16 protein-coding genes, 1 tRNA gene and 3 pseudogenes are annotated in these 12,219 nt (G+C 58.5%); 13 read left to right on the forward strand and 7 right to left on the reverse strand.

Translation table 11 applies throughout. The features are described from left to right. The first annotated feature begins 369 nt into the window (after nt 1-369). From C8024_RS13705 to C8024_RS23545, 6 genes and pseudogenes are all read left to right on the forward strand, one after another. A complete protein-coding gene (locus C8024_RS13705) occupies nt 370-696 on the forward strand; it encodes a RecX family transcriptional regulator (protein ID WP_367947346.1) in 327 nt (108 codons plus the stop codon). A 152-nt stretch (nt 697-848) separates the two neighbouring features. Beyond that, nucleotides 849-1,463 (forward strand): cold-shock protein, encoded by a 615-nt coding sequence (locus C8024_RS13710; protein ID WP_123906225.1) that lies wholly within the window; start codon nt 849-851, stop codon nt 1,461-1,463. A 17-nt stretch (nt 1,464-1,480) separates the two neighbouring features. Then, nucleotides 1,481-1,981: a DUF192 domain-containing protein gene (locus tag C8024_RS13715; RefSeq protein ID WP_173206131.1), complete on the forward strand. Its 501-nt coding sequence runs from the start codon at nt 1,481-1,483 to the stop codon at nt 1,979-1,981. Nucleotides 1,982-2,065: 84 nt separating this feature from the next. Continuing rightward, complete coding sequence (locus C8024_RS13720) at nt 2,066-2,473, forward strand: NADH:ubiquinone oxidoreductase subunit NDUFA12 (RefSeq protein WP_100092791.1); 408 nt, start codon at nt 2,066-2,068, stop codon at nt 2,471-2,473. Nucleotides 2,474-2,657: 184 nt separating this feature from the next. Beyond that, nucleotides 2,658-2,747, forward strand: a pseudogene (locus tag C8024_RS23540) (DUF2155 domain-containing protein); the annotation flags it as partial. A gap of 29 nt (nt 2,748-2,776) precedes the next feature. Beyond that, nucleotides 2,777-2,908: pseudogene (locus C8024_RS23545) on the forward strand (hypothetical protein); the annotation flags it as partial. 35 nt (nt 2,909-2,943) lie between these two features. Here C8024_RS23545 and aat read toward each other — a convergent pair. Continuing rightward, nucleotides 2,944-3,813 carry a leucyl/phenylalanyl-tRNA--protein transferase gene (gene aat / locus C8024_RS13730; protein ID WP_173206134.1) on the reverse strand — a complete coding sequence of 290 codons (870 nt, stop codon included), beginning with the start codon at nt 3,811-3,813 and terminating at the stop codon, nt 2,944-2,946. Nucleotides 3,814-3,876: 63 nt separating this feature from the next. Beyond that, nucleotides 3,877-4,782 carry a hydrogen peroxide-inducible genes activator gene (locus C8024_RS13735; protein WP_100092793.1) on the reverse strand — a complete coding sequence of 302 codons (906 nt, stop codon included), beginning with the start codon at nt 4,780-4,782 and terminating at the stop codon, nt 3,877-3,879. A gap of 123 nt (nt 4,783-4,905) precedes the next feature. Between C8024_RS13735 and C8024_RS13740 the strand changes: the two genes are divergently transcribed. Together C8024_RS13740 and nhaA are read left to right on the forward strand one after the other, a co-directional pair. Beyond that, the gene (locus C8024_RS13740) at nt 4,906-5,085 is read left to right on the forward strand and encodes a hypothetical protein (RefSeq protein ID WP_173206139.1); all 180 of its coding nucleotides are present in this window, start codon (nt 4,906-4,908) and stop codon (nt 5,083-5,085) included. Between the two features lie 101 nt (nt 5,086-5,186). Continuing rightward, nucleotides 5,187-6,392 carry a Na+/H+ antiporter NhaA gene (nhaA, locus tag C8024_RS13745; RefSeq protein ID WP_217272201.1) on the forward strand — a complete coding sequence of 402 codons (1,206 nt, stop codon included), beginning with the start codon at nt 5,187-5,189 and terminating at the stop codon, nt 6,390-6,392. A gap of 5 nt (nt 6,393-6,397) precedes the next feature. Here the strand turns inward: nhaA and C8024_RS13750 are convergent, their stop codons facing one another. Next, nucleotides 6,398-8,017: a hypothetical protein gene (locus C8024_RS13750; RefSeq protein ID WP_173206142.1), complete on the reverse strand. Its 1,620-nt coding sequence runs from the start codon at nt 8,015-8,017 to the stop codon at nt 6,398-6,400. Between the two features lie 119 nt (nt 8,018-8,136). Here C8024_RS13750 and C8024_RS13755 point away from each other — a divergent pair. From C8024_RS13755 to C8024_RS13765, 3 genes and pseudogenes are all read left to right on the forward strand, one after another. Beyond that, a pseudogene (locus C8024_RS13755) lies at nt 8,137-8,484 on the forward strand (YbaN family protein); the annotation flags it as partial. Nucleotides 8,485-8,583: 99 nt separating this feature from the next. Next, complete coding sequence (locus C8024_RS13760; protein WP_173206149.1) at nt 8,584-9,480, forward strand: aromatic ring-hydroxylating dioxygenase subunit alpha; 897 nt, start codon at nt 8,584-8,586, stop codon at nt 9,478-9,480. Then, on the forward strand, nt 9,372-9,803 hold the full coding sequence (locus C8024_RS13765; protein ID WP_217272202.1) for an SRPBCC family protein: 432 nt from the start codon (nt 9,372-9,374) through the stop codon (nt 9,801-9,803). Before C8024_RS13760 ends, C8024_RS13765 begins: the two co-directional genes overlap by 109 nt. Nucleotides 9,804-9,821: 18 nt before the next feature. Here the strand turns inward: C8024_RS13765 and C8024_RS13770 are convergent, their stop codons facing one another. Together C8024_RS13770 and C8024_RS13775 are read right to left on the reverse strand one after the other, a co-directional pair. After that, nucleotides 9,822-10,367 (reverse strand): cupin domain-containing protein, encoded by a 546-nt coding sequence (locus tag C8024_RS13770; protein ID WP_173206155.1) that lies wholly within the window; start codon nt 10,365-10,367, stop codon nt 9,822-9,824. An 81-nt stretch (nt 10,368-10,448) separates the two neighbouring features. Then, nucleotides 10,449-10,817 (reverse strand): PilZ domain-containing protein, encoded by a 369-nt coding sequence (locus tag C8024_RS13775; protein ID WP_173206158.1) that lies wholly within the window; start codon nt 10,815-10,817, stop codon nt 10,449-10,451. A gap of 244 nt (nt 10,818-11,061) precedes the next feature. Here C8024_RS13775 and C8024_RS13780 point away from each other — a divergent pair. Together C8024_RS13780 and C8024_RS13785 are read left to right on the forward strand one after the other, a co-directional pair. Beyond that, nucleotides 11,062-11,137 (forward strand) — tRNA-Trp (locus C8024_RS13780). 28 nt (nt 11,138-11,165) lie between these two features. After that, nucleotides 11,166-11,555 (forward strand): VOC family protein, encoded by a 390-nt coding sequence (locus tag C8024_RS13785; protein WP_100092801.1) that lies wholly within the window; start codon nt 11,166-11,168, stop codon nt 11,553-11,555. 3 nt (nt 11,556-11,558) lie between these two features. Here the strand turns inward: C8024_RS13785 and C8024_RS13790 are convergent, their stop codons facing one another. Next, the gene (locus C8024_RS13790; protein ID WP_173206161.1) at nt 11,559-11,879 is read right to left on the reverse strand and encodes a hypothetical protein; all 321 of its coding nucleotides are present in this window, start codon (nt 11,877-11,879) and stop codon (nt 11,559-11,561) included. Next, nucleotides 11,879-12,166 carry a TetR/AcrR family transcriptional regulator gene (locus C8024_RS21925; protein WP_173206164.1) on the reverse strand — a complete coding sequence of 96 codons (288 nt, stop codon included), beginning with the start codon at nt 12,164-12,166 and terminating at the stop codon, nt 11,879-11,881. Before C8024_RS21925 ends, C8024_RS13790 begins: the two co-directional genes overlap by 1 nt. Between the last annotated feature and the right edge of the window lie 53 nt (nt 12,167-12,219).

Below are 12,219 nucleotides of genomic sequence, written 5' to 3' on the forward strand. Positions count from 1 at the left end.
TCCATTTCCGGGAGGTCCAGCCTTCCCAAAATCAATCTCGTTCGCGCTAACAGGGAATGAATAGTCATTGTCCCCCCATTCGGCCGCATCTGCCAATGTCATTGCTAACCTCTGGCGTTTAAATTTCGGCCCGACTGTGGCACAAAAAGGGCAAAGGGCATAGTTGAAGGTCAAACCGTTGAAAAACAGCGTTAAAACGTTAGATCAGGAGAGCTTGCATCGGCTGGCTATACGCTATGTCGAACGATATGCAACGAGCCGCAAAAACTCGCCGATTATCTGCACCGGAAAATCCGCGAAAGGGAATGGCTGGATACCGAGCCGCCGGCAGTCGAACAGCTGATCGCCCGTTTCGTTGATCAGGGCTATATTGACGACGCATTATATGCCCAGACCAAGGCCGCGTCGCTCATCCGGCGCGGCTATGGAACCCGCCGGGTCTCGCACGCGCTTTACCAGGCCGGCATCAGTGAAACGGACGGGCGGGAAGCCTTTCAGATCAGCGAAGCGAACAAATGGGCCGCGGCGGACAAATTTGCCCGCAAGCGGAAAATTGGCTGCTATGCCGAAACCGAGCAGGACGCGGACAAATGTCGCAAGCAATTGCAGGCTTTTCTGCGGGCAGGCCATGATTTCGACCTGGCATCCCGCTTTGTCTTCGCCCGACCCGGCGAAGAAATAACAGTGGAAGACTAGTTCATATCTGGGCAAGTAGATTTTGCCCAATAATTGGATCGGGCGCTTTGGCGGCAAGAATCGCCAGCCTAATAATATTATGATATATAGTGCCGACCGAGTCGGAATGTGTTAGATTTTTGATTTGGCTTAGTTTTGTTCGGAGATGCATAGTGGCAAGCTTGTTTGCGGAACCTGACCCTGCGGGTAATCGCGCGCCCGGTGACAGCGAGCATGATCATATATCAACCGGCGGCGAGTTGCTGCGCGCCACCGGCCGCGTAAAATGGTTCGACAGCCATCGCGGCTTCGGCTTCATCGTTCCGGAAAATAGCGACACAGACGGTCCCGCTCCGCAATCCGACATATTGGTCCACTGGAGCCTGCTGGAATCGCTCGGCACGCGGGAATTGCCGGAAATGGCGATGGTCACCTGCGAATATGCCGTCGCGCCCAAAGGCCTGCAGGCGACGAGAATTCTCGACATTGATCTTTCCGATTGCGGACCCAAGAAAGATACGTCTCCACCGACAGGCTCGCGCCAGGCGATGCACATCGTCGACGAGGATTCCGCCTTCGTCAATGCCGAGGTAAAATGGTTCAATCGGGCCAAAGGCTATGGTTTTCTGGTGAGCGACGATTTCGACGGCGATATATTCCTCCATATGGAAACCCTGCGTGACGCCGGGATTGCGGAAATTGCTCCGGGCCAATTGTTGCTGACCCGAATAAGAGACGGAAACCGCGGACATATGGCGGTGCAAGTCTGCCTGCCCCCGTCGGACTGAAAAAGAGACCCTCCCGAATGATCAAGATTTCAAAAGCGATCGCGCTTTCCCTGGCCCTGCTTGGCACGGCCGGCATTTCCGGCTGCTACGCCCGGACCGGCGACAGCGCGGCGGCCAGCACGCAAGCGGAACTGCCAGTATCCGAGGCGGGACTCCGACAGGTGCCGCTCAGCGTCCGGACCGCGGATGGCCGGCATAATTTCGTCGTCGAAGTGGCAGAAAGCGGCGCCGAGCAGGCCCAGGGTCTGATGTTCCGCACCCGTCTGGCTCCCGACAAGGGCATGATATTCCCCTTCCCCCAGGATCGCATCGCGAGCTTCTGGATGAAGAATACGGTGATCCCGCTGGATATCATTTTCGTTCGCAGGGACGGGACAATCGAATCGATCGCCGCCAATACGCCTCCCTATTCGCTGGAATCGGTCCGCTCCAACGAGCCGGTGGGTGCGGTGCTCGAAATTGCAGCCGGCCGGGCAGCGGAACTAGGCATCGGGCCGGGCGACACCGTCACCTGGTAGTGACCGTCCCGACGCCCGCTTGCATCCGTCCTGTTTGACATTTTTTCATTGCGAAGCGCATGGCTGCGGGGCTAAGCGCACAGCATGAACATATTGGCGAAAATATTCACTTGGTGGGACGGCGCAACGATCGGCACCGCCCTATTCAGCGCCCGCAAAGGCAAGCGCGTCGGCGAAGATGTGTTTGGCAATATCTATTATCAGGCGAAAAAGCCCGGGACCGGCCATCCGGCCGGGCAGCGCTGGGTCATTTACAATGGCTCCAATGACGCAAGCCGCGTGCCGCCGGAATGGCATGGCTGGCTGCATCACAGCTATGACGAAATCCCCGAAAGCCATTTGCCGCAAGCGCGTATCTGGGAAAAAGAACCGAGCGGGAACCTGACCGGCACCGCGCGTGCCTATCGCCCGGCAGGGGCATTGGAAGAAGGCGGCCACCGTGCCGCAGCAACCGGCGACTATGAATCCTGGAACCCCGCCGAAGCGGAATGACGGGCATGATGCGCCACTCCGTGACATTTCCGATGCTGGCCGCCATGCTGTTGCTGACGGGTTGTGGCTGGTTCAGCGACGACAATGTCGATGAAACGCGACCGGCCAGGCTGCTGAAAAAGGGGAGGTTGCTGCCACCGACGGTGATCTGGTCGCATCGGTTACCGAGCAGATCGGAACACCGATGGCGGAACGCGTCGCCACGCTCGGCTTTCTCAACAAGCGCAACGGACTCACGCGCGATCTCGAGCTGCGGCCGGGCCAGTCGATCCGCATCGGCCGCGCAATCGTCCGCCTGCGCGCGTGCGAGCGGACGGCGCCTTGGGAACTGACCCCGGAACAGGCGCCTTTGTCCAGTTGCTGGTCAACGACCGCCCCTCCAACCGGTCGGGCGAAGACCAGTGGAAAAGGGTTTTCTCCGGCTGGCTGTTTCGCGAATCACCGTCGCTGAATGTCGTCGAGCACCCGATTTATGACGTCTGGGTCAAAAGCTGCGCGATGAGCTTCCCCGGCGAAGAGGATCCGCCCGAGGATTCGGGCAATCCGACGGCGCCACGCACATCCTCGTCCAATCTGGCCAATAATATATCGAGCGCGCCGAATGAAACCGTGCCGGAAGCCCCGGCGCCTTCAGCCGCAGCACCGAGATCTGCGCCGGCTCCCGCGCCAGCGGCCAGGCCCGCACCGCCGGTCAGCAACCCGCCGGAAGACCTGATCGGCGACCTGATCGCCGATACCGATGACGGCGCATAATTCCGCACTTTCGCGAGCATCTCGAGATAGACTTTCTGGCTGATTTCAACCGCTCCCAATGATGCCAGATGGTCGGTCATGAACTGGCAGTCGAGCAGCGGAAATCCGCCGACCTTCAACCGGGCCACCAGCCAGGCCAGTGCCACTTTCGACGCATCGCTGGCGCGCGAGAACATGCTTTCGCCGCAAAAGGCCCCGCCAATCGCCAGTCCATAAAGTCCGCCGACCAGCTTTTCCTCGCCGGTTTCGGCATCTTGCAGCCAGCATTCGACGCTGTGCGCACGGCCGAGTTCGTGCAGCCGGTTGAACGCCTCCTCGATCTCGGCATTGATCCAGGTCTCCTTGCGATCGGCGGCCTCGCTCGCGCAAATCCCGATCACGTCGGCAAAGGCGCTGTCGGTCGAAACGCGAAACCGGTCCGACCTGATGGTTTTGCGCAGCGAGCGCGACATCCGGAAATTGTCGAGCGGGATGATCGCGCGCGCCTTGGGCTCGACCCAGAAGGTTTCCGGATCATCCCGGGCGTCCGCCATCGGAAAGATACCCGATGCATAGGCTTTGACGAGAAGATCAAGATCAATGGTCATGGACAGGGGATAACGCGGCGAACATCATTCGCCCAGAGTGAAAGCGATAAAGATTTCCAGCCGTCAGGCCGTCATCAGAACGCGTGCTTCCTCGGCGATTTTCTCCGCTATCGCCGCATATTCGCTGGCAAAGCCGGCATTGGTGCGCCAGGCCGCGCCGATGCTGCGGGTCACCGACCAGCCCTCGACATCAAGCAAGGCAACGTCACCGCCGCGGGGCAGTTCGGATCGCACATAAAGCGCGGGCAATATCGCCAGTCCCAGCCCGGATGCAACCATCTGCCGGACGCTGTCCAGGCTGGTGCCTTCATAATCGCGCAGCAGGTTCATATCATGCTGCTGACACTGCCGGGCCACGTCGCGGTGAAGATGATGCCGTCGGTCCATGCTCAGCACCGGCGAGCCGGCCAGATCGGACAGGGTCAGATGGTCGTGCGCGGCCAGCGGATGGTCGGGAGGCGCGACCAGCAGCAACGGTTCGCGAAACAGCGGTTCGATATGCAGATTTTCGCCCTCGATCGGCAACGGCCCCAGCAGCATGTCGATAGACCCTTTGGTCAGTTCCATTGCCTGCAGATCGGGTATCCCCTCGCGCATGTAAAAACGCAGGTCCGGACGGCTGCGGTGGAGCGCCGCAATCACCGGCGGCATCAGATAGGGGCCCAGGGTTGGCGATACACCGAAGCGCAATATGCCCGCCAGACTGTCGCTGGCCCGTTCGGCCAGATCGCGGATATCCTTGACCTCGACCAGAACCTGCCGCGCACGCGCGGCAATTTCCCGGCCCACCGGTGTGAGTTCGGCGCCATGGGTGCGCCGCTCGATCAGGGTTACACCCAGTCTTTGTTCGAGCGTCCGCAGCTGGTGGCTCAACGTCGGCTGCGAGGCTCCGGCCGCTTGTGCAGCCTTGCCGAAATGGCCCTGGTCCGCGACCGCAACGAGATATTCAAACTGGCGTAATGTCGGCATGACGCTGCTCCATATTATAGAAACAGTCTATTGATAAAGACAATTTCATTCGATTGTACTTATCACCTGCCTTGCATCATATCAACACTATCGATGCCGATGCACGATAGAAAGAGGATAGTCGTGGAACAATATAGCAACAGCCTGATCCGCAAACATCGCAAGCTGGGCGATCAGATCGCCAATCATAAGGACCATGGCGAACAGGTCCGCGAGCTGCAACGGTTGCAGCGCAGCCTGGCCGAACGCATCCGCAAAATCCAACGGGGCGCCGCATATCGCCAGCAGGGCGAAACCGCCTAGTCACGCTTACCCTTCCCCCCACTGGGGCGGCAGCTTCCCCCTCGACGGCTGGCCGCCCCGATTTTTTGTAACCGCTATTCTGGAAAGAGGACGATGGCCTGATGGTAGGAAAGATGAACGCGGCGCTGCAGGAATTTATCGCGCGGGAAACCAGCGCAGGCATCATCCTGTTCTGCGCGGCGGTGGCGGCAATGGTTGCCATGAACAGCGCCTTCAATCCTTATTATCTGGCCTTTCTCGACATTCCGGTGGCCTTGCAGTTTGGCGCGCTGGAAATCGCCAAACCGCTGTCGCTCTGGATCAACGACGGCCTGATGGCGATCTTCTTCTTTCTGGTTGGCCTGGAAGTGAAGCGCGAGCTGATCGAGGGGCAGCTTTCCAGCATTGAGCAAGCGGCGCTCCCGGCTATCGCCGCGGTTGGCGGCATGGCGCTCCCGGCGCTGGTATTTCTCTATTTCAACTGGAATATTGCGGAAAATGTCAACGGCTGGGCGATCCCGGCGGCAACCGACATCGCCTTTGCGCTCGGTGTGTTGGCCCTGCTCGGCAAACATGCACCGGTGTCGCTGAAAGTGCTGCTGCTCGCGATCGCGATTATCGACGACATCGGCGCGATCATCATCATTGCCCTGTTCTACACCGCCGACGTCTCGAGCGTCTCCTTGTTGCTGGCCGGTGGCGGAACCGTGTTGCTGTTCGCGATGAACCGACTGGGCGTGATCCGCACCGCCCCTTATATATTGGTCGGTATATTTCTCTGGATCTGCGTCCTGAAATCCGGCGTCCACGCTACGCTCGCCGGGGTGATCGCAGCGCTGGCGATCCCCCTCTCCGCCAGGGACGGCAGCTCGCCACTGAAACATCTCGAACATATCCTGCATCCCTGGACTGCCTTTCTGGTGCTGCCGATATTTGCCTTTGCCAATGCCGGCGTATCGCTGGCAGGTCTGCAGATATCCGACCTGATGGCGCCACTGGCGCTGGGCATTGCCGCCGGTCTGGTGGTCGGAAAACAGCTTGGCGTGTTCGGCTGCATCTATCTGGCCACCCGGACCGGTCTGGTGAAACGGCCCGCCGGCGTGTCCTGGCTGCAGCTTTACGGTCTCGCCTGCCTGACCGGCATCGGCTTCACCATGAGCCTGTTCATCGGCAATCTCGCCTTTGACGATCCCGGGCAGATCGAAACCGTCAAGCTGGGCGTGATCAGCGGTTCGGTGGTTTCCGGCCTGCTCGGATATTGCCTGTTGCGCTTTGCTCCTCCGGCAGGCGCGAAGCGGGCCGGAGAGGCGCAGGCCGAAACGGGCTGAATCTATCAGGCAAGACCGATTTCTGCGGCCGTCCAGCGCCGTGAATAGGCCGGATTTTCGGTATCACCCACCTCGTAAAAGGATTCGGTGAAGCCGCCATCATCATGCAGGGTGACCAGTGCATAGCCGTTTTTCATACGCGGGACATCGTCGGCAAATGCCGGATCGTGGCAATGGGCGTAATAATCGATATTGTCCCTCACCGCCGCATTCTCGAGACCCCAAGCGGGACCAAAGGGCACAGCTCCGTGGCCACAGCAGCGGCTCTTGGTAACAGAAGTGGTGTCCTTGCCGACGATCATCCGGTCATAGACGATCCCATTATGGACATGCCCCCAATACCATAAGGAAGGAGGCGAACCGATTGCCTTGCAGACCTGATCATAGAGGATATTGGTTTCTGCGGTGATCGTGTCGCACGGATTGTGGTGGGTCATGACCATGATCGGTCCCTGATGCCCTGCGCAGACATTCTCGATCATTTCGATTTGCTTGCGGTGCCGGTCAATGAAGAGAAAGCCGTCGGTGCCAATCGCGCCTTCCATATACATTTTGATACCATTTCTGGTGTCCGAATAATAAGCCGAATCGAGCCCGAGCACCAGCCAGCTTTGGCCTTCTTTTCCATCGGTCGGCCGGATCGGATATTCCAGCGCAAAAACGCTCGCCCCGTTTTGCGCCGCGAAATATTCCGACCGGGTCAGCGCGGTACCGAAAATGCCTTTGCCGGCGCCGTACATTTCGTGGTTGGAATTCAGCGTGAAATTACGCCCCTGGCCCTGATCCGGCCATAGGCTGACAAGATTGTCCAGCTCCTCGTGCGCAGAGTCCGGACCGAGTCGCGATTCCGCTGTCCCTGCATAATAGGTGTCACCCAGATGGATCAGATAGTCGGTCGGCTGCTTTTTGACATCTTCGATGACCCGCATCGCAGGACTGGCCACAGAGGCGTTGTTCCTGCCCGTTTCCGCGTAATTGCCGCCGCCCCAATCGCCGATAATTCCCAGAACGGGTTCGGGATTGTCCGGCTTCTCCGGCCCCCGCGCTTTCGGTGACAACGCTATAGGCCTCAGTTCCGAATTGGGGAAAGGATGATAAATATCCGCAGGATGCACGAGGTTGAGGACATAGTTGAGCGTTGCGACCATCCATTTCGGGTCGAGCTGCTCGTAGCGCGCCAGTCCGAATATCGTGCCGTCATCGCCCACCAGTCCCGGGGATTTCGCCTGGGCCATCAGCTGCTGATATTCCTGCTCGCTCATTTCGATTGCGGCGAGATCCCTGGTCAAATATCGAAGTATATCGAACGCCATCCGGTGCAGCTCGCTCTTCACCAGCCATTCGGAAAACCAGGCGGGAGGGGAGGTCTCCCATTTGTTCAGCCAATGCACCATCAGCCCGAATTCCGTTTTCGATGTCAGGTGAAGATAGCCCAGTGGAGTAACCGGGCTATCGATATTCTCCACGGCCTTGCGCAGATCAAGATGACAATCAGCAAGAAATGCAGAAAATTTCTTCAATCGGACATAGGCTTCAGCATCTTCAGCATTATCAAATTTGTCTACTTTCAATTGACTTTGAAAGCTTTCAAGATGAGACATGAAATTGGTATCTGCGATGCTCATTTATTTATCCCCTATCCCGACCCTGCCACGTGAATAGTATATGTTACTTGTTCCATTCTTGATAATATTGCAAGTGCAGATACCGTGATATTTGCGCAATTGCGTGCTATCGGCACCGAATGAAGCGACAATTCTATCTGGTGGCCGGACTGGCTTCGCTTGGCCTGGGCGGCATCGGCATCATCCTGCCCTTGCTCCCCACGGTGCCGTTCATGATTCTCGCCGCTTTCTGCTTCGCCAACAGTTCGCCGCGGCTGGAAGCCTGGCTGGTCGAGCATCATGTCTTCGGCCATCATATCAAAATCTGGCGCGAGCGGCGGGCGATTACGCGGCGCGGCAAATGGGCCGCCACGGTGGCTTTCGCGGTCAGCTGTGTGCTCGCCCTGCTGTTTGTCAAACTGCCGTGGAACCTCATCCCGATCGCCGCTGCGCTGATCGGTGGCAGCTGGATCTGGACCCGCAACGAGCCCGATCCGGCGAAATTGCCGGCCCACCCCCTTCGCATAAAGAATAGTTTGCGGCGCGCGCGAATCTGATAATCTCTGCCGGAATCTGAGGAGAGAAAAATGTCGCGGCAGCAATTGTTGGAAATGACTCGTTCGCTGGTCGAGCATGGCAAGGCGGATACAATGGAACTGGTCGATGACGTGGTCGCAGTGCCAGCGTCCGACTATACCGACGAAGCGCGGTTCGAGCGCGAAAAAGAACTGATCTTCAAGCGGCTGCCGTTGATGATGGCGCCATCCTGCGAACTGCCCGAGCCGGGCTGTTACAAGGCGATGGAAATGGCCGGCATTCCGGTTTTGATCACGCGGCAGAAAGACGGCACCGCCCAGGCCTTTCTCAACAGCTGCACCCATCGCGGTAATCCGGTGGCGCAGGGCAGCGGCAAGGCGTCGCGCTTCACTTGCGGCTATCACGGCTGGACCTTCAAGAATGATGGCGACCTGCTCGCGATCGCCTCTCCAAAAGATTTCGGGACGGTCGACAAGGCGAATTTCTGCCTGCAGAAATTCCCGACGCTGGAGCGGGCGGGCCTGATCTGGGTGACGCTCGATCCGAACAGCACGCTGGATATCGAATCCTATCTCTGCGGCTATGACAGCCTGCTCGAGCATTTCGGCTTCGACGGCTGGCACCTTTTTGACCAGCGGACCATTCCGGGGCCGAACTGGAAGACCGCCTATGACGGCTATCTAGACTTCTATCACCTGCCGGTCCTGCATAAAGACACGTTCGGTTCCGACTTTTTCAACCGGGCGAACTATTTCGCCTGGGGACCTCATCAACGCCTTTCCTCCCCATCGAAATTCATCCAGAAACCGGCAGCGACGAGCAGCTTGACCTTACCGAGATGGATGAAAAAGACTGGCCGATCGACGCGCTGTTGCAGGGCGTCTGGACGATCTTCCCGCATATCTCGATCGCCAGCTTCTATGGCGGCGGCGGGCGCGGAGCGATGATCTCGCAGCTGTTCCCGGGCGAGAAGGTCGGCGAAAGTTACACGACCCAGTTCTACGTGATGGAACATGAACCGACCGATGACGCCGTCCGTCAGGGTGCGCGCGAGCAGTTCGACTTTCTCGAAGTCGTGGTCGCAGAAGAGGATTATAAAACCGGGAAACGGCAGCATGAAGCCCTGCAATCCGGCCTTATCGACAAGGTCTGGTTCGGCCGCAACGAAGGCGGCGGGCAGGCTTTTCACCAGTGGGTGGATCGCCTGACCAAGGCGGATGATGACGAACTGAACCGGATTTTTGCGCCGCAATTGCAAGCCGCAGAATAAGGGGAATCAGGCCCCGGTTCAGGCGTTGCGATAGTCCCTGACCGGGGGCAGCGCCTCTTTCCATTTCGGCTGTTCGGCGCGGAGCTTTTCGAGCATCTTTTCCCAATAGGATTCGGTTTTGCCCTTGAATTGGATGTCGAAATCCTCCTGCGTCCGGAATTCGAGCAGTTCGACGCCTTCATCCCCGATCGTATAGGTGTAAGGCGTGCCGGCGGGCAGGAAGAAGCCGTCACCCGCGGCCATCTCCTCGGTGCCCATGCGGATGTCGCCGCTGATCAGATAATAGAGGCAGTCGCTATCATGGCTGTGCAGCGGCAGCGGATAGCCGGGCTTGAACCAGACATAGTGGAGCGAAAAGCCAAAGCCGCTGAACAGGCATTTCAACACCGCCCCCTCGCCGATACCGGCTTCGCCAAGCTTCGCGGCGCCATCGAGAATGACCGGATCGTCATCGACATAGGTCATATGCCCCGCCTCATCGAGACTCGGCGCGTCCTTGCCCCGGAAAATCCGCATGACTTTCAGCGGTTCGGGCTGGTTGGGAACGGGAGCAGCGTCTGTCATTTCTTCCTCCGGAGCAGAATGGGATGATGACCCTAACAGCAGTCACCCCGTCCGGGAAAGCCGACAAAATGTCAGGACCAGCTATGGGGCCTGATATTTGGCGATATAATGGTCCAGTACCGCCGGATTGAGCTTGTTCCGGAAAGAGCAGGCAATGCCCTGGTTGCCGTTGCGGACGACCGCGGCCTCGAGCGCGCCGAGCCCCGGCAATGTCAGCCAGCATAATGTACCGGGATGCGCGCTCTGCAGGGCGTCGCATGTAAAGCCGGCGAGCGACATGGCAGTGACTTCCACCGCAAAGCTGCTGGAGCAGGAAAAGCGCATCTTGGCCGGAATCGCAACCCGGTGCTGGGGCGCGCTGCACTCTTCACCGGATGGGACGGCATAGGGCATGGCCGGCTGGGGGCTGACTGCGGGAATCGGTGATCTGTGAACCAGTGAATCTGTCATGTCTGCTTCCTAAGCGTGGGCTTCGGCTTTGGCGGTGGCTCACCTGGTCATTGAAGAAACCGCGACAGAAGCTGTTTCGTCTTCCCGGGTAAATCCCCTCTTCCGAGCTTCGGTAAACAGCGGGTGGGGGAAATTTAACCATATTGCATTTCGACACAGGAGCGAACAATCACGCTTGCCGAAATCGTCTCGGGACGCTAAGGCGCGCGAACCGGCTGTTTCGCAAGGGTGATACGGCCCGTGCAGGAGTGTAGCTCAGTTGGTAGAGCATCGGTCTCCAAAACCGAGGGCCCACGGTTCGAGTCCGTGCACTCCTGCCATTTTCCCCCTTCAACAACCGAAATCCTCATGACCCAGTTTATCTCCGCCATCAGCCTGATTGTTCCCGATTATGATCAGGCAATCGCTTTCTATGTCGGCCTGATGGGTTTTGAACTGATCGAAGACACCGAGATTTCCGAGGACAAGCGCTGGGTGCTGGTGGCACCGCCCGGAAGCACCGAAACGCGACTGCTGCTGGCCAAGGCGACCAACGAAGCGCAGGAGGAGATCATCGGCGAGCAGGCCGGTGGCCGGGTATTCCTGTTTCTCGAAACCTATGATTTTGACGGCGATCTTGCGCTGATGGAGCGGGCCGGCATCGATATAATCGAGGAGCCGCGAGTCGAAAGCTACGGCAAAGTGGTGGTGTTTCGCGATCCGTTCGGCAACAAATGGGACCTGATCGAACGGCATTGAGGCTTATCGCTCGATATCGAGTGCTCCGGCAATCATACCCCATATCTGGTGGGTCAGCTTGGCCGGGTCCGGCCTCGGCTCCATACCCATGGCGTGGATGATCCCACTGCGTATCGCACCGGTGATCGCTGCGCCGGCTATCGTCGGATCGATATGGGAACCGATGTCGCCGCGCCTGATGCCGGAGTTGATATTGCGGATCGCCATTTCGACCATTTCTTCATGGCGGGCCGCTTCCACCGCCGCGACCTGGTTGGTCCGGGCCATTTTCCCGAGGATGACCGGCGCCATCGGATCATTGTAGAGAAATTCTGCAGCGGCCATCAGCCGCCTTTTTCCCGCACGCGCCAGGTGATATCCGGATCAATATACTGGTTCACCACATGATTGTAGCGATCGTAAAAGGCGTGGATGATCGCGCCCAGCATACCGGATTTTGAACCGAAATAATGATAGGCGAGCCCGACGGACACACCGGCCTGCTCGGCCACCTGACCCATTTCAAGCTCTCCGTCGCCTTCCCGCAAGATTTTTTCCGCCGCTGCCAATATCCTGGCCGCGCGCATGATCTTGCGGTCCGAACTTTCCCTTGTCTTGCCTTGACCGGCCACGCCCCGCCTTCCCTATTCCCTATCCCGTTCCACTAGCGACTATTTGAATTGAA

Origin of the sequence: Sphingopyxis sp. BSNA05, assembly GCF_013265645.1 — a bacterium.
Classification (GTDB): domain Bacteria; phylum Pseudomonadota; class Alphaproteobacteria; order Sphingomonadales; family Sphingomonadaceae; genus Parasphingorhabdus.

What these genes read in the sequence shown, in the direction of transcription:
- C8024_RS13720 (WP_100092791.1), top strand. Translation starts at nt 2,066, where the DNA reads ATGAACATATTGGCGAAAATATTCACTTGGTGGGACGGCGCAACGATC.
- C8024_RS13775 (WP_173206158.1), bottom strand. Translation starts at nt 10,817, where the DNA reads ATGACAGATTCACTGGTTCACAGATCACCGATTCCCGCAGTCAGCCCC.
- nhaA (WP_217272201.1), top strand. Translation starts at nt 5,187, where the DNA reads ATGGTAGGAAAGATGAACGCGGCGCTGCAGGAATTTATCGCGCGGGAA.
- C8024_RS13785 (WP_100092801.1), top strand. Translation starts at nt 11,166, where the DNA reads ATGACCCAGTTTATCTCCGCCATCAGCCTGATTGTTCCCGATTATGAT.
- C8024_RS13790 (WP_173206161.1), bottom strand. Translation starts at nt 11,879, where the DNA reads ATGGCCGCTGCAGAATTTCTCTACAATGATCCGATGGCGCCGGTCATC.
- C8024_RS13715 (WP_173206131.1), top strand. Translation starts at nt 1,481, where the DNA reads ATGATCAAGATTTCAAAAGCGATCGCGCTTTCCCTGGCCCTGCTTGGC.
- C8024_RS13735 (WP_100092793.1), bottom strand. Translation starts at nt 4,782, where the DNA reads ATGCCGACATTACGCCAGTTTGAATATCTCGTTGCGGTCGCGGACCAG.
- C8024_RS13750 (WP_173206142.1), bottom strand. Translation starts at nt 8,017, where the DNA reads ATGAGCATCGCAGATACCAATTTCATGTCTCATCTTGAAAGCTTTCAA.
- C8024_RS13760 (WP_173206149.1), top strand. Translation starts at nt 8,584, where the DNA reads ATGTCGCGGCAGCAATTGTTGGAAATGACTCGTTCGCTGGTCGAGCAT.
- C8024_RS13770 (WP_173206155.1), bottom strand. Translation starts at nt 10,367, where the DNA reads ATGACAGACGCTGCTCCCGTTCCCAACCAGCCCGAACCGCTGAAAGTC.
- C8024_RS13765 (WP_217272202.1), top strand. Translation starts at nt 9,372, where the DNA reads ATGGATGAAAAAGACTGGCCGATCGACGCGCTGTTGCAGGGCGTCTGG.
- aat (WP_173206134.1), bottom strand. Translation starts at nt 3,813, where the DNA reads ATGACCATTGATCTTGATCTTCTCGTCAAAGCCTATGCATCGGGTATC.